Here is a 20663-nt window from a genome sequence, read left to right as displayed (position 1 = left end):
CAAGATCAAAAGATCGCGAGCAAGCTCGCTCCTACAAAGCCTTTAAAATCAATCACTTATTTTATGTTTGATAGGAGAGTGCCTCGATGCGCTCAAAACTACCCTTTAAGGGTTTTTAGTTCAACGATTAATTTTCAAATTAAGCGGCCCTTTAATCTGTAGTTGATTGCTCTAAGGGAAGGCGCTGACTAGCATGTGGGAATATTCATCCTATGATTGGATGAAAGGACGGATTCCATGACAGACGCTTCTCCATTGATAAAACGCTCCTTGGTCGATCAGGCCCTTGAACAACTGCGCACGCGAATTAACAACGGCGCTTGGGAGGTCGGCCAGCGTTTGCCGACGGAGCCGGAATTGGCGGCGGAGTTGGGCATAAGCCGCAATACGGTGCGCGAAGCCATGCGCGTGCTGGCCTTTGCCGGGCTGATTGAGATCCGTCAGGGCGACGGCAGTTACTTGCGCGGGCGGGTCGATCCCATGGACACCTTGCGCACGTTGTCGACCTGTTCGATGGACCAGGTGCGCGAGATGCGCCACATCCTTGAAGTTGAGGCCGTTGGCCTGGCGGCCTTGCGCCGTACTGATGAGGACTTGCGCCTGATGCAGCAAGCACTCGATCTCAGTGGCCAGCACTATCACGGCGAACTCGACACCTACATTTGCTGTGACTTGCAGTTCCATCAGCATTTGATCGATGCCGCGCATAACCCGGCGCTGACGGAGTTGTACCGCTACACCTCAAGCATTGTTTCCAGTCAGTTGCGCAAGACGCTGGATATTTACCCGCGCCGCCAATCGGTGTTCGACCTGCATGTCGAACTCTTGGAGGCCGTCAAACAACAAGACCCACAACGGGCTATGGCGCTTTGCCGGACGTTGATCAATGAACCCTGAACCGGAGAAGGCCATGAACCATCCCTCGTCAGCCAGCAGCGAAGCCGTTCGTCATCTGGATGAACTGGAAGAATTACTGATCGACGCCGAAGTTGATGACGAACAACTGCAACAGACGCCGCCGGTGGTGCTGCGCCCGTGGTTGTTGCTGATGGGGCTGGTGCTGGTGGCGCTGAATTTGCGTCCGGCGCTGTCGAGCGTGGCGCCCTTGCTGGGTATTGTGTCGGACAGCCTGGGCTTGTCGGCCGCGCAGGCCGGTTTACTGACCACCTTGCCCGTGCTGTGTCTGGGCGTGTTTGCGCCCTTGGCGCCGATTTTGGCGCGGCGTTTCGGCACTGAACGGGTGGTGCTCGGGATTCTTCTGACGTTGGGCGGCGGGATCGTGCTGCGCAGTTGCCTGGGTGAGGTCGGGCTGTTTGCCGGGAGCATTCTGGCAGGCGCCAGTATCGGTGTGATCGGCGTATTGCTGCCGGGGATTATCAAACGCGATTTTGCCGGGCATGCCGGGACCATGACCGGCGTCTACACCATGGCGTTGTGCCTCGGCGCAGCACTGGCGGCCGGGGCGACGGTGCCGCTGAGCCATTACCTGGGCGACAGTTGGGCAATGGGCCTGGGCTTTTGGGCCTTGCCGGCCTTGTTGGCGGCCATTTTCTGGTTGCCGCAGGTGGGTAAGCGTCAAGGCGCGCACAACGTGGCTTACCGCGTGCAGGGGCTTTTACGCGATCCGCTGGCATGGCAAGTGACGCTCTACATGGGCCTGCAATCGTCGTTGTCCTACATCGTGTTTGGTTGGTTGCCATCGATTCTGATCGGCCGTGGGCTGACCCCGACCGATGCCGGCCTGGTGATGTCAGGTTCAGTGATCGTGCAGTTGGCCACGGCACTGACAGCGCCCTGGCTGGCGACGCGGGGCAAGGATCAGCGTCTGGCGATCGTGCTGGTCATGGGCCTGACCCTGGCCGGGCTGTTTGGCTGTCTGTATGCGCCGATGGACAGCTTGTGGAGTTGGGCTGTTGTGCTGGGCCTGGGGCAGGGCGGGACGTTCAGCCTGGCGTTGACCCTGATTGTGCTGCGCTCTCGCGACTCGCACGTCGCCGCCAACCTCTCGGGCATGGCCCAGGGCGTGGGTTACACCCTGGCGTCACTGGGCCCTCTGGCGGTGGGCGTGGTGCACGAAGTCACCGGTGGTTGGGATGCACTGGGCTGGATTTTTGCCGTGATTGGCCTGTGTGCCATCGTCGCGGGGCTGGGGGCCGGGCGCGCGTTGTACGTCAACGTGCAGAGCGAGAAAATTCAAAGCCCGTAGTGTTTCGGCTCATTGCAGATTATCGTGCACAGATTCCTACCCGCACGGACCCTGCCATGAGCCAAGACCATCAAGCGTTAATCACGCGTTTTTACCAAGCGTTTGCACAGCTTGATGCGCAAGCGATGGGCGAGTGCTACACCGACGACGTAGTGTTCAGCGACCCGGTCTTTGGCGAACTGCGCGGTCACAACGCCACCGACATGTGGCGCATGCTGACCACGCGGGCCAAGGATTTCAGCCTGACCTTCGATCAGGTTCAGGCCGATGCGCAACGCGGCAGTGCACATTGGGTGGCGACGTATCTGTTCAGCCAGACCGGCAATACGGTGGTTAACGATATTCAGGCCCGGTTTGTTTTTCGCGACGGCAAAATCTGCGAGCACCATGACCACTTTGACCTGTGGCGCTGGTCGCGGCAGGCGCTGGGGGCCAAGGGCGTTTTGCTGGGCTGGACACCGCTGGTGAAAAACGCCATTCGCGCTCAAGCGCAAAAAGGCCTCAAAGCGTATCAAACCGGACGTTAAATGTGAGTTCCAAACCTTGGTTTGTGTATTTGGTGCGTGCGGCCAATGGTTCGTTGTACTGCGGCATCAGCGATGATCCGGCGCGCCGCTTCGTGCAGCATCAGACCGGTAAAGGCGCGCGCTTTTTTGCCTCAAGCCCTGCGGTGGCCCTGGTCTATGTCGAATCGTGGCCAGACAAAGGCGAAGCCTTGCGTCAGGAGCGGCTGATTAAAAAGCTCAAGAAAAGCGCCAAAGAGTGCCTGGTGCAAAGCCAGTTGGCACTGTAAGAGCGAGCTTGTCTCGCGATCTTTTAAACGATCAAAAGATCGCGAGGCAAGCTCGCTCCTACAGATTTTTGGTTATTTCAACGCCGCGAGGATCGCATCCGGGTTGAAGTCCCTGAGCAAGGTGCCATTGACGTCCAGAATCGGAATCCCGCGCCCGCCCAATGCTTCGTAGGTCTGGCGGGCGGCGGCATCCTTGTCGATATCAAACTCTGTGTACGGGATGCCTTTCTGGTCCAGAAAGCGTCGCGTGGCCTTGCAGTAGCCGCACCACTCGGTGGCGTACAGCACCACCCGGGCGCTGGCCCGGGTGTGTTCCGGGACAACACCGGAGGGGTTTAGCACCCGCTCGATCTTGCCCCAGTTCTGAAAGACCACGACCACCACCAGCACAAACAGGACTTTCTTGAGGATGCCGTTCAACATCACTTGTTGCGCTTGAGCTGGTCGAGCAGTTGGGTCGGCAGGCCCTTGATGACGAGTGTGCCGGCTTCTTCATCGAATTCGACCTTGGAGCCCAGCAGGTGGGCTTCAAAGCTGATAGACAAGCCCTCAGCGCGCCCGGTGAAGCGACGGAACTGGTTCAGGGTGCGTTTGTCTGCCGGAATTTCCGGCGACAGGCCGTAGTCCTTGTTGCGGATGTGGTCGTAAAACGCCTTTGGGCGCTCTTCGTCGATCAACTCCGACAACTCTTCGAGGCCCATCGGTTCACCGATTTTGGCCTGGCTGCTGGCGTAGTCCACCAGGGTCTTGGTTTTTTCACGGGCGGACTCTTCGGGCAGGTCTTCGCTTTCAACGAAATCACTGAACGCCTTGAGCAGCGTGCGGGTTTCGCCGGGGCCGTCGACGCCTTCCTGGCAACCGATAAAGTCGCGGAAATACTCAGAGACCTTTTTGCCGTTTTTGCCTTTGATAAAAGAAATGTACTGCTTGGACTGTTTGTTGTTCTGCCACTCGGAAATATTGATCCGCGCCGCCAGGTGCAACTGGCCCAGGTCCAGGTGACGTGACGGGGTCACGTCCAGTTCCGAGTTCACCGCCACGCCGTCGCTGTGGTGCAACAGGGCAATGGCCAGGTAGTCGGTCATGCCTTGCTGGTAATGGGCAAACAGCACGTGGCCGCCCACCGACAGGTTGGATTCTTCCATCAGCTTTTGCAGGTGCTCGACGGCCACACGGCTGAACGCGGTGAAGTCCTGGCCGCCCTCCATGTACTCCTTTAGCCAGCCGCTGAACGGATGCGCCCCGGATTCAGCATGGAAAAAGCCCCAGGCTTTGCCTTGCTTGGCGTTATAGCTTTCGTTGAGGTCTGCGAGCATGTTCTCGATGGCCTGGGACTCGGCCAATTCAGAGTCGCGGGCGTGGAGAACAGCGGGCGTACCGTCGGGTTTTTTCTCAATCAAATGAACGATGCAATGACGGATCGGCATGGGCTTCTCGGCGAATAATGAGCGGGGAGGGCATGCGCCCGGAAAGGCGCTAAGTGTACCGCACCTGAGCCACTGGGAGCCTTCGTACCGCCTTTTGGGAGGGGATGGACGGTGTAGAGCGGTTTTTTTACGCTTATAAGGCGATAAAGCTGACCAAATGGCGAGGTAGAGGCGGATATTTAACCGTCTCTGTGCTAGTTTTGCCCGGTCTTGCGCTGTGTAACGGCGCAAAGCATGCATTCAGCCTGTGTCAGGTCGAACCAAACTCCGTTTTAGCACTCTACATCCGCGATTCGTCGTGAAAGCAAACGGGCGTGCCAGACCCTCGATTTCTGGCTCGATAGCTGACCTTGCACTTTGCAAACCAAATGAATTTGATAGGGAAGGAACATCTCAATGGCTATTACTAAAGACCAACTGATCGCTGATCTGGCTGAAGCTGTAGACGCACCGAAAACTACCGTGCGTGCTCTGCTGGACCAACTGGGTCAAATCGTTGCTGATCAGCTGGAAAATGGCGGCGAAATCACTCTGCCAGGTATTGGCAAACTGAAAGTGACCGAGCGTCCTGCCCGTACTGGCCGTAACCCTTCGACTGGCGCTGCCATCGAAATCGCTGCCAAGAAAGTTATCAAGCTCGTTGTGGCTAAAGGCCTGACTGACGCTGTTAACAAGTAAGAACGCATTAAAAAACCGCGCTTGGGAGTGATCCGAAGCGCGGTTTTTTTATGGGCGAAAATCTTGTAGTCGCTGTCGAGGCACGAGGCTGCGATGGGCCGCGTAGCGGACCCGACATTTTGAAGGTCCTTCGGCCCTTATCGCAGCCTGCGGCAGCGACTACAGATTTATACAGCGTTACTTCCAGTTTTTCTCGCGCCACACTTGCTGCTGGTCTTTGTCGTGGAAGGTCCAGGCTACAAAGCGGCTTTGCTTGTTGCCTTGAGACATTTCCACCACCTGGCTTTCACGCGCACCGGCTTTTTTCAGCGCGGTTTGAACCGCTGGCAGGTTTGAAGCCTTGGACACCAGCACGCTGAACCACAGCACCTGACGGCCCACGTGCACGCTTTCGCGGATCAGTTGGGTTACAAAGCGTTGCTCGCCACCTTCGCACCACAATTCGGCGGCCTGGCCACCAAAGTTCAGCACTGGCAGTTTGCGCTTGGGGTCTGCCTTGCCCAGTGCTCGCCATTTACGCTCGCTGCCGCGTGTGGCTTCGTCCAGCGAGGCGTGGAACGGCGGGTTGCACATGGTCAGGTCGAAACGCTCGTTGCTGTCCAGGATGTCCAGCAGGATCTTCTGCGGATCTGGCTGCAGGCGCAGGCTGATGGCTTTGTTCAGGCTGTTGGACTGCACAATCGCCTTGGCGGTCTTGACCGCCGTGGCATCAACGTCGGTGCCGAGGAACTGCCAGCGGTATTCGCAGTGGCCGATCAGCGGGTAGACGCAGTTGGCGCCGGTGCCGACGTCCAGCACGCGCACATTGGCGCCCTGCGGGATCTGGCCATCGTTGACGCTGGCCAGCAAGTCCGCGAGAAAGTGCACGTAATCGGCGCGGCCCGGCACCGGAGGGCACAGGTAGTCAGCCGGAATGTCCCAGTGGGCAATGCCGTAGAACGACTTGAGCAGCGCACGGTTGAACACCCGCACTGCGCTCGGGTTGGCGAAGTCGATGCTCTCTTTGCCGTACGGGTTGATGATCACAAACGCGCCCAGCTCCGGGCAGATCTTGATCAGTTGCGCAAAGTCGTAGTGGCCCTGATGGCGGTTACGCGGGTGCAGGCTGGGCTTTACGCGAGGTGCAGCCGGTTTGCTTTCACCCGTAGCCTTGGGCTTGTGGCGTGTGGCTTTGGAGGTGCGTGGGGTGGTCATGTTCAATGGGTTCCACAAAAGCAATCGCGGGCAAGGCCGCCCCGGCAGGGGTTAACCCTGCGGGAGCGTCCTTGCCCGCGATCAGGTGCGCAGCGCTGTTACAGGCTGGAAATCCGCGCGTGCTGGTCCGCCAACTTGCTCAAGGCTTGTTCAGCCTCGGCCAATTTGGCGCGTTCCTTGTCAATGACTTCGGCCGGAGCCTTGTCAACGAAGGCCGCATTCGACAGTTTTCCGCCAACGCGGGCCACTTCGCCGTGCAAGCGCTGGATTTCTTTGTCCAGGCGCGCCAGCTCGGCATCTTTGTCGATCAGGCCGGCCATCGGCACCAGCACTTCCATCTCGCCCACCAACGCGGTGGCAGACAGAGGCGCTTCGGCACCGTCTTGCAGTACGGTGATCGACTCGAGTTTAGCCAGCTTTTTCAGCAAGGCGTCGTTCTCGGTCAGACGGCGCTGGTCTTCACTGCTGACGTTTTTCAGGTACAGCTGCAGCGGTTTGCCCGGGCCGATGTTCATTTCGCCACGGATGTTACGCGTGCCGAGCATCAAGCCCTTGAGCCATTCGATGTCGTCTTCGGCAGCCTGGTCTATGCGAGCTTCGTTGGCCACTGGCCAAGGTTGCAGCATGATGGTTTTGCCTTGCGCGCCTGCCAACGGCGCGATGCGCTGCCAGATTTCTTCGGTGATGAACGGCATGAACGGGTGCGCCAGACGCAAAGCCACTTCCAGAACCCGAACCAGCGTACGGCGAGTGCCGCGCTGACGTTCAACCGGGGCGTTTTCGTCCCACAGCACAGGCTTGGAGAGTTCAAGGTACCAGTCGCAGTACTGGTTCCAGATGAACTCGTACAAGGCTTGTGCGGCCAGGTCGAAACGGAATTGGTCGAGGTGACGGGTCACTTCGGCTTCGGTGCGCTGCAACTGCGAGATTATCCAGCGGTCAGCCAGCGACAGTTCGTAGGCTTCGCCGTTCTGGCCGCAGTCTTCGCCCTTGTCCAGCACGTAACGTGCGGCGTTCCAGATCTTGTTGCAGAAGTTGCGATAGCCTTCAACGCGGCCCATGTCGAACTTGATGTCGCGGCCGGTAGAGGCCAGCGAGCAGAACGTGAAGCGCAGGGCGTCGGTGCCGTAGCTGGCGATGCCGTCAGCGAACTCGTCACGGGTCTGCTTCTCGATCTTCTTCAGCAGTTTTGGCTGCATCAGGCCGGTGGTGCGCTTGGCTACCAGATCTTCGAGAGCGATACCGTCGATGATGTCCAGCGGGTCCAGGACGTTGCCTTTGGACTTGGACATCTTCTGGCCCTGACCGTCACGGACCAGGCCGTGTACATACACGGTCTTGAACGGAACCTGCGGGGTGCCGTCTTCGTTCTTCACCAAATGCATGGTGAGCATTATCATCCGGGCAACCCAGAAGAAAATGATGTCGAAGCCGGTGACCAGCACGTCAGTCGGGTGGAAGGTTTTCAGGAAATCGGTCTGCTCAGGCCAGCCCAGGGTGGAGAACGTCCACAGGCCCGAACTGAACCAGGTGTCGAGTACGTCGTTGTCCTGTTGCAGCGCAACGTCCGGGCCGAGGTTGTGCTTGGCACGCACTTCGGCTTCGTCGCGGCCTACGTAGACTTTGCCCGATTCGTCGTACCAGGCCGGGATCCGGTGGCCCCACCACAGCTGACGGCTGATGCACCAGTCCTGGATGTCACGCATCCACGAGAAGTACATGTTTTCGTACTGTTTAGGCACGAACGCGATGCGCCCGTCTTCAACAGCGGCGATGGCAGGTTCTGCCAATGGCTTGGTCGATACGTACCACTGGTCGGTCAGCCACGGTTCGATCACGGTGCCCGAACGGTCGCCTTTCGGCACTTTCAGGGCGTGGTCGTCGACGCTGACCAGCAGGCCGGCTTCGTCGAAGTCGGCAACGATTTGCTTGCGCGCCTCGAAACGGTCCAGGCCAACGTATTTGGCTGGCAGGGTGCCGTCGATGGAGTCGTTCAGCGTGCCGTCGAGGTTGAACACTTGAACGGCAGGCAGAACGGCTGCGTTTTTGTCGAAGATGTTCAGCAGCGGCAGGTTGTGGCGCTTGCCGACTTCATAGTCGTTGAAGTCGTGGGCCGGGGTGATTTTCACGCAGCCGGTGCCGAACTCTGGATCACAGTAGTCGTCGGCGATGATCGGGATGCGGCGCCCAACCAGGGGCAGCTCAACGAATTTACCGATCAGGGCTTTATAGCGTTCGTCTTCCGGGTTTACCGCAACCGCCGAGTCGCCGAGCATGGTTTCCGGGCGGGTAGTGGCGACGACCAGGTAGTCCAGGCCTTCTGCGGTCTTGGCGCCGTCAGCCAGCGGGTAGCGCAGGTTCCACAGGAAACCCTTCTCGTCGTGGTTTTCCACTTCAAGGTCGGAGATCGCCGTGTGCAGCTTGGTGTCCCAGTTAACCAGGCGCTTGCCGCGATAGATCAGGCCGTCTTCGTGCAGGCGTACAAAGGCTTCTTTCACCGCTTCTGACAGGCCGTCGTCCATGGTGAAACGCTCGCGGCTCCAGTCTACGGACGAGCCCAGGCGACGGATCTGACGGCTGATGTTGCCACCAGACTGATCTTTCCATTCCCAGACTTTTTCCAGGAACTTCTCGCGGCCCAGGTCGTGGCGGTTCAGACCTTGTGCTTCGATCTGACGCTCAACCAGCATCTGGGTTGCGATACCCGCGTGGTCGGTGCCCGGCTGCCACAAGGTGTTGCGACCTTGCATACGGCGGAAACGGATCAGGGCGTCCATGATCGCGTTATTAAAACCGTGACCCATGTGCAGGCTGCCGGTGACGTTCGGCGGCGGGATCATGATGGTGTACGGGTCGCCCGCGCCTTGCGGGGCAAAATAATTTTCTTCTTCCCAGGTTTTGTACCAGGAAGTTTCAATGGCGTGCGGCTGGTAGGTCTTATCCATGCGCGGCGGGACCCTATTGGCATTAATTCAGGAAAGCCGGCAAGTATAGCGGGGCGGGACGCTGAGGGCGAGGTGTGCGCTGCATGAGGGAGAAACTCCTACGGGATTTACGTGTGCCGTCAGTTCTGATGCTGCGCCAGCAAGCGCTCCATGTGCGCATCGAGGCGGCGTTTGATTTCGGTTTCGATGTGCGGGGCGAAGTCGTTGATGACGTCGTGCATGATCGCCTGCGCCGCCGTGCGCAGTTCTTTGTCCAGGTGCACGAGCAATGCGTCCGGGGCTTTTTCGGCCTTGGGGGCCTCAGCGATGCCGACCAACGGTATTTGCGCCGATTCAGGCTCCGGGTCTGGCTCGGGGGCGACCGTGTCGTCGATGACATCCGACAGCAACGGAATTTGCTCGCCGCCATGGCCGACCATTTCCGTCAGCAGCGGCGGTTGCAAACCGTCATCGCCCAGCAACTGGCGAATGGATTCAAGATCGTCGAGCAGGTGTGCAGCTTTTTTCGGCGAATTGGAGGTGTCCATCGTGTGCTCAGAGTCGTTGTAGCTTGTGGTCTTGCAGAGGATAGCCGTGTTCACGGTAGAAGCGAAAACTCTCCCGTGCAGCCAGGCGAACTGCGGGGTCTTCGACCACGACTTCAGCGACGCGGGCGAAACGTTTAAAGAATTCAGGGACTTTGAGGTCCAGGTTAATCAATAAATCCTGATGGCTGGCGGGGGCTTCGCTGAGGCCCATGACAATCGTGCCGTCAGGTTGGTCTTCGGTGGTGCTGTGGGGTACGAAGCTTTCGCCCTTGAAGCGCCACAGACGCTCGTCCAGGTCCTGGCGTTGAGCGCCATCGCTGCAATGCAGGTACACCCGGTGGCCGAGGCGCCAGGCTTTTTCAGTGAGTTTGCAGGCAAAATCCAGCCGCGCTGAAGGTTCGGCGCTGGGCAGGATATAAAAGTCGACCTTGGTCAGCTCTGTATCGGGTTCTGAGGTCATTGCGGTTCCTGAATCGGGATTGCGCCGCCATCAGGCGGCGCAACCGTCGATTGTCAGCTTCAAGCGTTGGCGCGATCCAGCAGGTATTGCGTCAGCAAAGGCACAGGGCGGCCGCTGGCGCCTTTGTCCTTGCCGCCGCTGACCCATGCGGTGCCAGCGATGTCCAGGTGAGCCCAGTGGTAGGCCTTGGCAAAGCGCGACAGGAAGCAGCCCGCGGTGATGGCGCCGCCTTTAGGACCGCCAATGTTGGCCATGTCGGCAAACGGGCTGTCCAGTTGCTCTTGGTATTCGTCGAACAGCGGCAGTTGCCAGGCGCGGTCGTCGGCTTGTTTGCCGGCTTCCAGCAATTGGCCGATCAGTTCGTCGTTGTTGCCCATCAGGCCCGAGGTGTGAGCACCCAAGGCCACCATGCACGCGCCGGTCAGGGTGGCGATATCGATCACCGCTTGCGGCTTGAAGCGTTCGGCGTAGGTCAGGGCGTCGCACAGCACCAGGCGGCCTTCGGCGTCGGTGTTGAGGATTTCAACGGTCTGGCCGCTCATGGTCGTCACGATGTCGCCCGGACGCGCCGCGCCACCGCTTGGCATGTTCTCGGCGCAGGCCAGGATGCACACCAGGTTGATCGGCAGTTTCAGCTCAAGCACGGCCCGCAGGGTGCCGAACACGCTGGCAGCGCCGCCCATGTCGTACTTCATTTCGTCCATGCCCGCACCCGGCTTGAGGCTGATGCCGCCGGTGTCGAACGTGATGCCTTTGCCGACCAGCACAAAAGGCTTCTCGGATTTTTTGCCGCCTGCGTAGTTCATCACGATCAGGCGTGGCGGCTGGTCGCTGCCCTGGCCGACCGCATAGAACGCGCCCATGCCCAGATCCTTGATTTTCTTCTCGTCAAGGATCTCGACTTTCAGGCCCTTGAATTCTTTGCCCAGGTCCTTGGCTTGTTCGGCCAGGAAAACCGGATGGCAAATGTTCGGTGGCAGGTTGCCCAGGTCGCGGGTGAACGACATGCCGCTGGCAATGGCCTGCGCATGGGTCACTGCGCGCTGCACTTCAGCCTGTGCGGCCTTGATGGTCAGCAGGGTGATTTTTTTCAGGGCGCGGGGTTCGGCTTTCTGGCTTTTGAAACGGTCGAAGGTGTATTCGCCGTCGAGCAGGGTTTCGGCCAGCAGGCGGGTTTTGCTGTAGCTATCACGGCCCTTGACCACCAGTTCGTCGAGTGCGAACACCGCGTCGCTGCCGCCCAGGCCTTTAAGGACGCTCAGCGCGCCGCTGATGATTTTGCGAAAAGGGCGGTCGCCCAGTGCTTCGTCTTTACCTGTGCCCAGCAGCAATACGCGCTCGGCCTTGAGGTTTGGCAGGCTGTGAAGCAACAGGCTCTGGCCGGCTTTGCCGGCGATGTCGCCACGCTTTACCACGGCGCTGATGGCGCCACCGGTGAGTTCGTCGATGGCTTTAGCGGTAGGGCCGAGCTTGCGGCCTTCGCTGATGGCGACCACGAGAGTGGCCGTTTTCAACGTTTCTGGGCTGACGCTTTTTACAACCAGTTCCATGTCCGGGTCCCTGAATCAAATGGTCAACGTGCGCACAAACGGTGCGGTTCGCGTGCTTGAAAGATACAGCGCTTCACCTGTGCTTCAGGCGGGCGTCAAGGCAGGCAGTTTGAACCTCGTCGGCCGCGCCTGACAACCCTCGAATGCTGCCAAATCAGCGCTTTAAAGCCTTGGCTGAGCATGCGCAGTGACAGGCGCGGCCATTCACAGGATAATGCGCCATCTTTTTAAACGACTAGGCTCATCTACATGAGCTAGTGTCGATTCGCTATGCCGCTTGTTTGGCCGCCTTAGCCTGACGACCCCTGGAGTGTCTGGTTTGATCGTCTTCCGTTATCTATCCCGCGAAGTCCTGCTTACATTGAGCGCTGTCAGCGCTGTGCTGCTGGTCATCATCATGAGCGGTCGCTTCATTAAATATCTGGCCCAGGCTGCCTCGGGCGCCATGGACCCCAGTTCGCTGTTCTTGATCATGGGCGTTCGCTTGCCCGGCTTCTTGCAACTGATCTTGCCGCTGGGCCTGTTTCTGGGCTTTCTTCTGGCTTACGGGCGCATGTACCTCGAAAGCGAGATGACGGTCCTGTCGGCCACCGGCATGAGCCAGCAGCGCCTGTTGGCCATCAGCATGGTGCCGGCCACTATCGTGGCGCTGATCGTTGCCTGGTTGAGCTTGAGCCTGGCGCCTCAGGGGGCTACGCAGTTTCAATTGCTGCTCAACAAGCAAGATGCCCTGACCGAGTTCGATACCCTGGAACCGGGCCGCTTTCAGACCCTGAACGATGGCTCCCGGGTGACCTACACCGAACAATTGACCAATGACCGGACGAATCTGGGGGGCGTGTTTATCACCCAGAAAAACCTCGGTCAGGACGCCAAGGATCGCAGCATTTCCATTTTGGTCGCGCAAAAGGGCCGCCAGGAAGTGCGCCCGGACGGCAGCCGCTGGTTGATTCTGGATGACGGCTATCGTTATGACGGCAACCCTGGCTTGGCGGATTACCGCGCCATCAAATACGACACCTATGGCGTATTGCTTCCCAAACCTGATGTCAGCAATGAAGTCACCGACCGCGATGCGATGCCTACCAGCAGCCTTATCGGCAACCCTGACGTAAAGGCCATTGCTGAGCTGCAGTGGCGTATTTCCATGCCGCTGCTGGTCTTTATCGTGACCCTGATTGCCGTTCCGCTGTCGCGAGTCAACCCGCGCCAGGGCCGCTTCCTCAAGCTGTTACCAGCCATCCTTCTCTATATGGGCTACGTGACCGCCTTGATTCTGGTCCGTGGCGCCCTCGAAAAAGGCAACATTTCACCCACGCTGGGCTTGTGGTGGGTGCACGGTCTGTTCTTGATCATTGGTCTGTTGTTGTTCTATTGGGAGCCGTTGCGCTTGAAATTGGCGACTCGTCGCAGCGCGAAGGAGCTGGCTCATGGTTAAGCTCGATCGCTACATTGGTAAAAGCGTGTTGCTGGCGATCCTCGCGGTGTCGGGGATCATCGTCGGCCTGGCGTCGCTGTTCGCCTTCATTGATGAGGTCAAGAACCTCTCCAGCTCTTACACCATGGCGGATGTGTTCAGCTTTGTGATGCTGACAGCGCCCCGTCGTCTTTACGACATGCTGCCGGTGGCGGCCCTGATCGGCTGCCTGATTGGTCTGGGTAGCCTGGCGAGCAACAGCGAGCTGACCATCATGCGGGCGGCGGGTGTGTCCACCGGTCGTATTGTCTGGGCGGTCATGAAGCCGATGCTGGTGTTGATGCTGGCCGGTATTCTGATTGGCGAGTACCTGGCACCCGCGACCGAGTCGGTGGCCCAGGCCAACCGAGCTCTGGCCCAGGGCAGCGGTGATGCACAAAGCTCCAAGCATGGTATGTGGCACCGCGAGGGGGATGAGTTCATCCACATCAACGCGGTTCAGCCCGATGGCATGCTGCTGGGGGTGACACGTTATCGTTTCGATAAAGAACACCACCTGCTGTCTGCCAGTTTCGCCAAAAAAGCCAACTTCACGCAGGACCACTGGGAACTGAGTGATGTGGCGACTACGGTCTTCCACGAGCGCAACACTGAAGTCGTTAACACGCCTGAAGAGCGCTGGGACGTTTCGCTGAGCCCCGAGCTGCTTAATACCGTGGTCATGGCCCCGGATGCGCTGTCGATTTCCGGGCTGTGGGGCTATATCCACTATTTGAAAGACCAGGGTCTGAACAACGGCCGTTACTGGCTGGCGTTTTGGGTCAAGGTATTGCAGCCATTTGTCACGGCTGCGCTGGTATTGATGGCCATTTCTTTCATCTTCGGCCCGCTGCGTTCTGTTACTTTGGGGCAGCGCGTGTTCACCGGTGTATTGATCGGCTTTGCGTTCAAGATTGCGCAAGACCTGTTGGGGCCAGCCAGCTTGGTGTTTGGCTTCTCGCCGCTGTTCGCGGTGCTGTTGCCAGCCGGCATCTGTGCGCTGGCCGGTTTCTGGTTGTTGCGCAGGGCCGGTTGATCAATACCCCTTGGGTTGATCAAAAAGCCTCTATCACTTGATAGGGGCTTTTTTGTGAACGTGACGCTTGGCTCAGGGATCAGGTACAATTCCCGGCTATTTTTCGGCGGGCAGTCTGCCTGCGACTTTTTTTGAGTGTTGACCCGTGAGTGATTTGAGTCATATCCGCAATTTCTCCATCATCGCCCACATTGACCATGGCAAGTCGACGCTGGCCGATCGTTTCATTCAGATGTGCGGTGGTCTGACTGCCCGCGAAATGGAAGCCCAGGTACTGGACTCCATGGACCTGGAGCGTGAGCGTGGGATTACCATCAAGGCCCACAGCGTTACCCTGTACTACACGGCCAAAGACGGCATTACCTATCAGCTGAACTTCATTGACACCCCGGGCCACGTTGACTTCACCTACGAAGTCAGCCGGTCTCTGGCGGCCTGTGAAGGTGCGCTGCTGGTTGTCGACGCGGGTCAGGGCGTAGAAGCCCAGTCCGTTGCCAACTGCTACACCGCTATCGAGCAGGGTCTTGAGGTGATGCCGGTCTTGAACAAGATCGACCTGCCGCAGGCCGATCCTGACCGTGTGAAAGAAGAAATCGAAAAAATCATCGGCATCGATGCCACTGACGCCGTGACCTGCAGTGCCAAAACCGGCCTGGGCGTCGACGAAGTGCTTGAGCGCCTGGTGCACACCATTCCTGCGCCTACCGGCAATATCGAAGATCCGCTGCAAGCGTTGATCATCGACTCCTGGTTCGACAACTACCTGGGTGTTGTGTCCCTGGTACGCGTGCGCCACGGCCGCGTGAAGAAGGGTGACAAAATCCTGGTTAAATCCACCGGCAAGGTCCACCTGGTGGACAGCGTCGGTGTGTTCAACCCGAAACACACTGCCACTGCCGACCTCAAGGCCGGTGAAGTGGGCTTCATCATCGCCGGTATCAAGGACATTCACGGTGCGCCGGTAGGTGACACCCTGACCCTGAGCACAACCCCTGATGTTGAAGTGCTGCCAGGTTTCAAACGCATTCAGCCGCAGGTGTACGCGGGCCTGTTCCCGGTCAGCTCCGATGACTTCGAAGACTTCCGTGATGCGTTGCAGAAGCTGACGCTCAACGACTCGTCGCTGCAATACACGCCAGAAAGCTCTGACGCACTGGGCTTCGGCTTCCGTTGCGGCTTCCTGGGCATGCTGCACATGGAAATCATTCAGGAGCGCCTGGAGCGCGAATACGACCTGGACCTGATTACCACGGCGCCGACGGTGATTTTCGAGCTGCTGCTCAAGAACGGTGAAACGATTTACGTCGATAACCCGTCCAAGCTGCCAGACTTGTCTGCCATCGAGGACATGCGCGAGCCGATCGTGCGTGCCAACATTCTTGTGCCTCAAGAGCACCTGGGCAACGTCATAACCCTGTGTATCGAAAAACGTGGCGTTCAACACGACATGTTGTTCCTGGGTACTCAGGTACAAGTGACCTACGATTTGCCGATGAACGAAGTGGTTCTGGACTTCTTCGACCGTCTCAAATCCACCAGTCGCGGCTATGCTTCGCTCGATTACCATTTCGACCGCTACCAGTCGGCTAATCTGGTGAAGCTGGATGTATTGATCAACGGCGAAAAAGTCGATGCCCTGGCATTGATCGTTCACCGTGACAACGCCCACTACAAAGGGCGTGCGCTAACCGAAAAAATGAAAGAACTGATTCCGCGTCAGATGTTCGATGTTGCAATCCAGGCCGCCATTGGCGGGCAGATTGTGGCGCGAACCACTGTCAAGGCTCTCAGAAAGAACGTACTGGCCAAATGCTACGGTGGTGACGTTAGCCGTAAGCGCAAGCTGTTGGAAAAGCAAAAGGCCGGTAAAAAACGCATGAAGCAAGTGGGTAACGTGGAAATTCCACAAGAAGCCTTCCTTGCGGTGCTCAGGTTGGATAGCTAGGTCCTATGTCACTAAATTTCCCGCTGTTGCTGGTTATTGCTGTCGCCGTCTGCGGTTTGCTGGCGCTGCTCGATCTGGTCTTCCTGGCACCTCGCCGGCGCAAGGCCATTGCCAACTATCAGGCCACTGTTCAGCCGGCTGATATGCAGGTCATCGAGAAGCTCAACAAGGAACCGTTGCTGGTCGAGTACGGCAAGTCGTTCTTCCCGGTGTTGTTCATCGTTCTGGTGCTGCGTTCGTTTCTGGTTGAGCCGTTCCAGATTCCGTCGGGCTCGATGAAGCCGACACTGGATGTGGGCGATTTCATTTTGGTGAACAAATTTTCTTACGGGATCCGCTTGCCGGTGATCGACAAGAAAATCATCGAAGTGGGTGATCCGCAGCGCGGGGATGTGATGGTGTTTCGCTACCCAAGCGATCCGTCGGTCAACTACATCAAGCGTGTAGTGGGCCTGCCGGGCGACACCGTTCGCTACACCAGCGACAAGCATTTGTACGTCAACGGCCAACTGGTTGCTGAGCAACTGGTAGGTGTTGAGCCGGGCACATTGGGCAGTGCCGAGTTGTACAAAGAGAAGCTGGGCGAAGTCGAGCACATGATCCGCAAGGAAATGAGCCGCTATCGCGCGCCACCTGATAACGAGTGGACGGTTCCGGCCGGGCACTACTTCATGATGGGCGACAACCGCGACAATTCGAACGACAGCCGTTACTGGGATGATCCGAACATTCCCAAAGATGAGCTGGGCATGGTTCCCGACCAGAACATTGTCGGCAAGGCCTTCGCTGTTTGGATGAGTTGGCCGGAACCCAAGATGAGCCATCTGCCGAACTTCTCGCGGGTGGGGCTGATCAAGTAGCCAAGACGGCGCTGTTAATAACAGCGCCGAATGCTTTTCAGGCGTCCTGATAAATCGGGCGCCTGACGGTTCTTACGACCGTCTGCCGTCTCTGGCAGGGCGGTCAACAGTATTCAGGATGTGGATTTGAACAAAGCGTTAAGTGTGACGGCGGCGAACAGCCAGTTCCCTGTCCATTTGCTATGCGATAAACGAGCATCACTGATCCCTAATATCGGTCCGGTGGTGACATTCGGCCACGAACTCAGCGTGGGTAAATCGTGAGTTTTTCTTTAAATCGTTTAGAGCGTCAGCTCGGCTACACCTTCAAAGACCAGGAGCTGATGATCCTGGCCCTGACACACCGCAGTTTCGCGGGGCGCAATAACGAGCGTCTTGAGTTCCTGGGCGATGCAATCCTCAACTTTGTCGCCGGTGAAGCGTTGTTTGATCGCTTCCCGCTGGCCCGTGAAGGGCAGCTGTCGCGCCTGCGTGCGCGTTTGGTCAAAGGCGAAACCCTGGCCGTACTGGCGCGCGGTTTTGAGTTGGGCGAGTATCTGCGCCTGGGTTCGGGCGAACTGAAAAGCGGCGGTTTTCGTCGCGAGTCGATTTTGGCAGATGCCCTTGAAGCGCTGATTGGCGCCATCTACCTCGACGCGGGCATGGAAACTGCCCGTGATCGCGTATTGGCCTGGCTGGCTGGCGAGTTCGAGACCCTGACCCTGGTCGACACCAATAAAGATCCCAAAACACGCCTGCAAGAGTACTTGCAGTCGCGCGCCTGTGAACTGCCACGCTACGAAGTGGTGGATATTCAAGGTGAACCGCATTGCCGCACTTTCTTTGTTGAGTGCGAAATTGCCCTATTGAATGAAAAAAGCCGAGGTCAGGGTGTGAGCCGTCGCATTGCCGAACAGGTAGCGGCCGCAGCAGCACTGATTGCCCTTGGCGTGGAGAATGGCCATGACTGATTCAACTGCAACTCGCTGTGGCTATGTCGCCATCGTTGGTCGACCAAACGTGGGTAAATCCACACTGCTGAACCACATCCTCGGTCAAAAGCTGGCGATCACCTCGCGCAAGCCACAGACCACCCGTCACAACATGCTGGGCATCAAGACCGAAGGCGATATTCAAGCCATCTACGTTGACACGCCGGGCATGCACAAGGGCGGCGAAAAGGCCCTGAACCGCTACATGAACAAAACTGCGTCGGCTGCGTTGAAAGACGTCGACGTGGTGATCTTCGTGGTGGATCGCACCAAGTGGACTGAAGAAGACCAAATGGTTCTTGAGCGCGTCCAGTACGTGACCGGCCCGTTGATTGTGGCGTTGAACAAGACTGACCGCATCGAAGACAAAACGGAATTGATGCCGCACCTGACCTGGCTTCAGGAGCAATTGCCGAATGCCCAGATCGTGCCGATTTCGGCTCAAAACGGCCACAACCTCGATGCCCTTGAACGTGTGATTGCTGATCATCTGCCGGAAAACGACCACTTCTTCCCGGAAGACCAGATCACCGACCGCAGCAGCCGCTTCCTTGCCGCTGAACTGGTCCGTGAAAAGATCATGCGCCAGCTGGGTGCGGAGCTGCCGTACCAGATCACCGTTGAGATCGAAGAATTCAAGCAGCAAGGCAAGACCCTGCACATTCATGCCTTGATTCTGGTTGAGCGTGACGGGCAGAAAAAAATCATCATTGGCGACAAGGGCGAGCGCATCAAGCGCATCGGCACTGAAGCGCGTAAAGACATGGAGCTGCTGTTCGACTCCAAAGTCATGCTCAACTTGTGGGTCAAGGTTAAAGGCGGCTGGTCCGACGACGAACGCGCCCTGCGTTCGCTGGGCTATGGTGACCAGTAACAGGTTGTAATACCTCGCTGCCTTGCAAGATCCTGTGGGAGCGGGCTTGCTCGCGATAGCATCAAACCGGTCTGCCTGCCTTGCCGAGTTGATGCTATCGCGAGCAAGCCCGCTCCCACATTAGACTTCTGATAAAGCTGATCGCCCATGTCCAGCAAATCCATCGTCCCTCAACTCGCTTACGTCCTGCACAGTCGTCCTTACCGTGAAACCAGTGCGCTGGTGGATTTCATCACGCCGCAAGGTCGTCTGCGTGCCGTGCTGCGTAATGCGCGGGGCAAGGCGGGCACGCTGGCCCGGCCGTTTGTGCCGCTGGAGATCGAGTTCCATGGTCGCGGCGAGCTGAAGAATGTCGGACGTATGGAAAGCGCTGGCGTTTCGACCTGGCTCAATGGCGAAGCCCTGTTCAGCGGGCTCTATCTCAATGAACTGCTGGTGCGTCTGCTCCCTGCCGAAGACCCGCACCCCGCAGTGTTCGATCACTACGCTGCTACCTTGCTGGCCTTGGCCGAAGGGCGGCCGTTGGAGCCTTTGCTGCGGGCGTTCGAATGGCGGCTGCTGGATGACCTGGGTTACAGCTTTTCGTTGACCGAAGACATCCACGGCGGTGCAATCGAGGCCGATGGCCTGTATCGCCTGCAAGTGGACGCCGGGCTTGAGCGTGTCTGGTTGTTGCAGCCGGGGTTGTTCAACGGCGTTGAGTTGCTGGCCATTGCGCAAGCCGACTGGACTGCAACGGGCGCCTTGTCGGCGGCCAAGCGCCTGATGCGTCAGGCGTTGGCCGTTCATTTGGCCGGTAAGCCCCTGGCCAGTCGCGAGTTGTTTCGCAAGCCCTGAATAGACCGGTATGCTGTGCGCCGAATCTTCAACTCTTCAGGAGAGCCCTCGTGACCACAAGCAATCGCATTCTTCTTGGCGTGAACATCGACCACGTAGCTACGCTGCGTCAGGCGCGAGGCACGCGTTACCCGGACCCGGTCAAAGCGGCTCTGGACGCGGAAGAGGCGGGTGCCGACGGCATCACCGTGCATCTGCGTGAAGACCGTCGCCACATTCAAGAGCGCGATGTCTTGCTGCTCAAGGATGTGCTGCAAACGCGCATGAACTTCGAAATGGGCGTGACCGAAGAGATGATGGCGTTTGCCGAGCGCATTCGTCCGGCGCATATCTGCCTCGTCCCTGAAACCCGTCAAGAACTGACCACCGAAGGCGGTCTGGACGTTGCCGGGCAAGAAGCGCGGATCAAGGCTGCGGTTGAGCGCCTGAGCAAAATTGGCAGTGAAGTTTCGCTGTTCATTGATGCAGACGAGCGCCAGATCGAAGCGTCGCGCCGTGTGGGCGCTCCTGCCATTGAGCTGCATACCGGTCGTTATGCAGATGCCCTGACGCCGACTGACGTGGCTGAAGAACTGCAGCGCGTGGCTGATGGTGTGGCCTTTGGCCTGGGGCAGGGGCTGATCGTCAACGCCGGCCATGGTCTGCACTACCACAACGTTGAAGCCGTGGCCGCGATCAAGGGCATCAACGAACTGAACATTGGCCATGCATTGGTTGCCCATGCACTGTTTGTCGGCTTCAAATCGGCCGTTTCCGAGATGAAAGCCTTGATTCTCGCGGCCTCAAAAGCCTAAGACATATTCAAAACCTGTAGGAGCGAGCTTGTCTCGCGATCTTTTCAAAGATCAAAAGATCGCGAGACAAGCTCGCTCCTACAGTGTGATCTGCCCCTAAGCGGTAGTGT

The 20663-nt window shown here is 58.2% G+C and carries 20 protein-coding genes; 13 read left to right on the top strand and 7 right to left on the bottom strand.

Going from position 1 to position 20663, the window contains the following annotated elements; translation table 11 throughout:
* Positions 1-237 precede the first annotated feature (237 nt).
* Genes GHO25_RS16075 through GHO25_RS16060 form a run of 4 tightly spaced genes read left to right on the top strand, consistent with a single transcriptional unit; the run spans position 238 to position 2999 of the window.
* Positions 238-897 carry a FadR/GntR family transcriptional regulator gene (locus GHO25_RS16075; protein ID WP_153391230.1) on the top strand — a complete coding sequence of 220 codons (660 nt, stop codon included), beginning with the start codon at positions 238-240 and terminating at the stop codon, positions 895-897.
* Positions 887-2206 carry a CynX/NimT family MFS transporter gene (locus GHO25_RS16070; RefSeq protein ID WP_153391228.1) on the top strand — a complete coding sequence of 440 codons (1320 nt, stop codon included), beginning with the start codon at positions 887-889 and terminating at the stop codon, positions 2204-2206. Before GHO25_RS16075 ends, GHO25_RS16070 begins: the two co-directional genes overlap by 11 nt.
* Positions 2207-2262: 56 nt before the next feature.
* Positions 2263-2733 (top strand): nuclear transport factor 2 family protein, encoded by a 471-nt coding sequence (locus GHO25_RS16065; protein ID WP_153328803.1) that lies wholly within the window; start codon positions 2263-2265, stop codon positions 2731-2733.
* A 2-nt stretch (positions 2734-2735) separates the two neighbouring features.
* Positions 2736-2999 (top strand): GIY-YIG nuclease family protein, encoded by a 264-nt coding sequence (locus GHO25_RS16060; protein ID WP_048368214.1) that lies wholly within the window; start codon positions 2736-2738, stop codon positions 2997-2999.
* Between the two features lie 72 nt (positions 3000-3071).
* Here the strand turns inward: GHO25_RS16060 and GHO25_RS16055 are convergent, their stop codons facing one another.
* Together GHO25_RS16055 and yejK are read right to left on the bottom strand one after the other, a co-directional pair.
* Entirely contained in the window at positions 3072-3422 is a 351-nt protein-coding gene (locus GHO25_RS16055) for a glutaredoxin family protein (RefSeq protein WP_048389768.1), read from the bottom strand.
* Positions 3422-4426 (bottom strand): nucleoid-associated protein YejK, encoded by a 1005-nt coding sequence (gene yejK / locus GHO25_RS16050; protein WP_048368212.1) that lies wholly within the window; start codon positions 4424-4426, stop codon positions 3422-3424. Before yejK ends, GHO25_RS16055 begins: the two co-directional genes overlap by 1 nt.
* Positions 4427-4822: 396 nt before the next feature.
* Here yejK and GHO25_RS16045 point away from each other — a divergent pair, with 396 nt between their 5' ends.
* On the top strand, positions 4823-5104 hold the full coding sequence (locus GHO25_RS16045) for an HU family DNA-binding protein (RefSeq protein WP_019412143.1): 282 nt from the start codon (positions 4823-4825) through the stop codon (positions 5102-5104).
* Positions 5105-5281: 177 nt separating this feature from the next.
* Here the strand turns inward: GHO25_RS16045 and rlmF are convergent, their stop codons facing one another.
* The 5 genes from rlmF to GHO25_RS16020 all read right to left on the bottom strand — a co-directional run bounded on the left by rlmF (position 5282) and on the right by GHO25_RS16020 (position 11780).
* Positions 5282-6298 carry a 23S rRNA (adenine(1618)-N(6))-methyltransferase RlmF gene (gene rlmF / locus GHO25_RS16040; RefSeq protein ID WP_153328807.1) on the bottom strand — a complete coding sequence of 339 codons (1017 nt, stop codon included), beginning with the start codon at positions 6296-6298 and terminating at the stop codon, positions 5282-5284.
* Between the two features lie 98 nt (positions 6299-6396).
* Positions 6397-9243: a valine--tRNA ligase gene (locus tag GHO25_RS16035; RefSeq protein WP_048389763.1), complete on the bottom strand. Its 2847-nt coding sequence runs from the start codon at positions 9241-9243 to the stop codon at positions 6397-6399.
* Positions 9244-9362: 119 nt separating this feature from the next.
* A complete protein-coding gene (locus GHO25_RS16030; protein WP_048368206.1) occupies positions 9363-9770 on the bottom strand; it encodes a hypothetical protein in 408 nt (135 codons plus the stop codon).
* 7 nt (positions 9771-9777) lie between these two features.
* Complete coding sequence (locus GHO25_RS16025; RefSeq protein ID WP_048368468.1) at positions 9778-10206, bottom strand: DNA polymerase III subunit chi; 429 nt, start codon at positions 10204-10206, stop codon at positions 9778-9780.
* Positions 10207-10289: 83 nt separating this feature from the next.
* On the bottom strand, positions 10290-11780 hold the full coding sequence (locus GHO25_RS16020) for a leucyl aminopeptidase (RefSeq protein WP_048368204.1): 1491 nt from the start codon (positions 11778-11780) through the stop codon (positions 10290-10292).
* A gap of 319 nt (positions 11781-12099) precedes the next feature.
* Between GHO25_RS16020 and lptF the strand changes: the two genes are divergently transcribed.
* The 8 genes from lptF (at position 12100) to pdxJ (ending at position 20553) form a co-directional block, all read left to right on the top strand.
* Positions 12100-13218: an LPS export ABC transporter permease LptF gene (lptF, locus tag GHO25_RS16015; protein WP_048368203.1), complete on the top strand. Its 1119-nt coding sequence runs from the start codon at positions 12100-12102 to the stop codon at positions 13216-13218.
* Positions 13211-14272, top strand: coding sequence for an LPS export ABC transporter permease LptG (gene lptG / locus GHO25_RS16010; RefSeq protein ID WP_123749679.1), 1062 nt, complete (start codon positions 13211-13213; stop codon positions 14270-14272). The genes lptF and lptG overlap by 8 nt, the downstream gene beginning before the upstream one ends.
* 145 nt (positions 14273-14417) lie before the next feature.
* A complete protein-coding gene (gene lepA, locus GHO25_RS16005; protein ID WP_048368201.1) occupies positions 14418-16217 on the top strand; it encodes a translation elongation factor 4 in 1800 nt (599 codons plus the stop codon).
* A gap of 5 nt (positions 16218-16222) precedes the next feature.
* On the top strand, positions 16223-17077 hold the full coding sequence (gene lepB, locus GHO25_RS16000; protein ID WP_048368199.1) for a signal peptidase I: 855 nt from the start codon (positions 16223-16225) through the stop codon (positions 17075-17077).
* 260 nt (positions 17078-17337) lie between these two features.
* Complete coding sequence (rnc, locus tag GHO25_RS15995) at positions 17338-18027, top strand: ribonuclease III (protein ID WP_048368198.1); 690 nt, start codon at positions 17338-17340, stop codon at positions 18025-18027.
* Positions 18020-18922, top strand: coding sequence for a GTPase Era (gene era / locus GHO25_RS15990; protein WP_123749681.1), 903 nt, complete (start codon positions 18020-18022; stop codon positions 18920-18922). The genes rnc and era overlap by 8 nt, the downstream gene beginning before the upstream one ends.
* A 147-nt stretch (positions 18923-19069) precedes the next feature.
* Entirely contained in the window at positions 19070-19759 is a 690-nt protein-coding gene (gene recO / locus GHO25_RS15985; RefSeq protein WP_153391226.1) for a DNA repair protein RecO, read from the top strand.
* Positions 19760-19809: 50 nt separating this feature from the next.
* A complete protein-coding gene (gene pdxJ, locus GHO25_RS15980; protein WP_178110108.1) occupies positions 19810-20553 on the top strand; it encodes a pyridoxine 5'-phosphate synthase in 744 nt (247 codons plus the stop codon).
* Positions 20554-20663: the final 110 nt, after the last annotated feature.

This window comes from Pseudomonas sp. FSL R10-1350 (assembly GCF_009600525.1).
Lineage (GTDB): Bacteria > Pseudomonadota > Gammaproteobacteria > Pseudomonadales > Pseudomonadaceae > Aquipseudomonas > Aquipseudomonas helleri.
The sequence above is the reverse complement of the archived record's forward strand: the minus strand, read 5'-3'. Positions and strand labels throughout refer to the sequence as shown.

Bases quoted from the DNA above. Each gene is read 5' to 3' on its own strand.
- GHO25_RS16075 (WP_153391230.1), top strand. From the start codon at position 238: ATGACAGACGCTTCTCCATTGATAAAACGCTCCTTGGTCGATCAGGCC.
- GHO25_RS16070 (WP_153391228.1), top strand. From the start codon at position 887: ATGAACCCTGAACCGGAGAAGGCCATGAACCATCCCTCGTCAGCCAGC.
- GHO25_RS16065 (WP_153328803.1), top strand. From the start codon at position 2,263: ATGAGCCAAGACCATCAAGCGTTAATCACGCGTTTTTACCAAGCGTTT.
- GHO25_RS16055 (WP_048389768.1), bottom strand. From the start codon at position 3,422: ATGTTGAACGGCATCCTCAAGAAAGTCCTGTTTGTGCTGGTGGTGGTC.
- yejK (WP_048368212.1), bottom strand. From the start codon at position 4,426: ATGCCGATCCGTCATTGCATCGTTCATTTGATTGAGAAAAAACCCGAC.
- GHO25_RS16045 (WP_019412143.1), top strand. From the start codon at position 4,823: ATGGCTATTACTAAAGACCAACTGATCGCTGATCTGGCTGAAGCTGTA.
- rlmF (WP_153328807.1), bottom strand. From the start codon at position 6,298: ATGACCACCCCACGCACCTCCAAAGCCACACGCCACAAGCCCAAGGCT.
- GHO25_RS16035 (WP_048389763.1), bottom strand. From the start codon at position 9,243: ATGGATAAGACCTACCAGCCGCACGCCATTGAAACTTCCTGGTACAAA.
- GHO25_RS16030 (WP_048368206.1), bottom strand. From the start codon at position 9,770: ATGGACACCTCCAATTCGCCGAAAAAAGCTGCACACCTGCTCGACGAT.
- GHO25_RS16020 (WP_048368204.1), bottom strand. From the start codon at position 11,780: ATGGAACTGGTTGTAAAAAGCGTCAGCCCAGAAACGTTGAAAACGGCC.
- lptG (WP_123749679.1), top strand. From the start codon at position 13,211: ATGGTTAAGCTCGATCGCTACATTGGTAAAAGCGTGTTGCTGGCGATC.
- lepB (WP_048368199.1), top strand. From the start codon at position 16,223: ATGTCACTAAATTTCCCGCTGTTGCTGGTTATTGCTGTCGCCGTCTGC.
- era (WP_123749681.1), top strand. From the start codon at position 18,020: ATGACTGATTCAACTGCAACTCGCTGTGGCTATGTCGCCATCGTTGGT.
- recO (WP_153391226.1), top strand. From the start codon at position 19,070: ATGTCCAGCAAATCCATCGTCCCTCAACTCGCTTACGTCCTGCACAGT.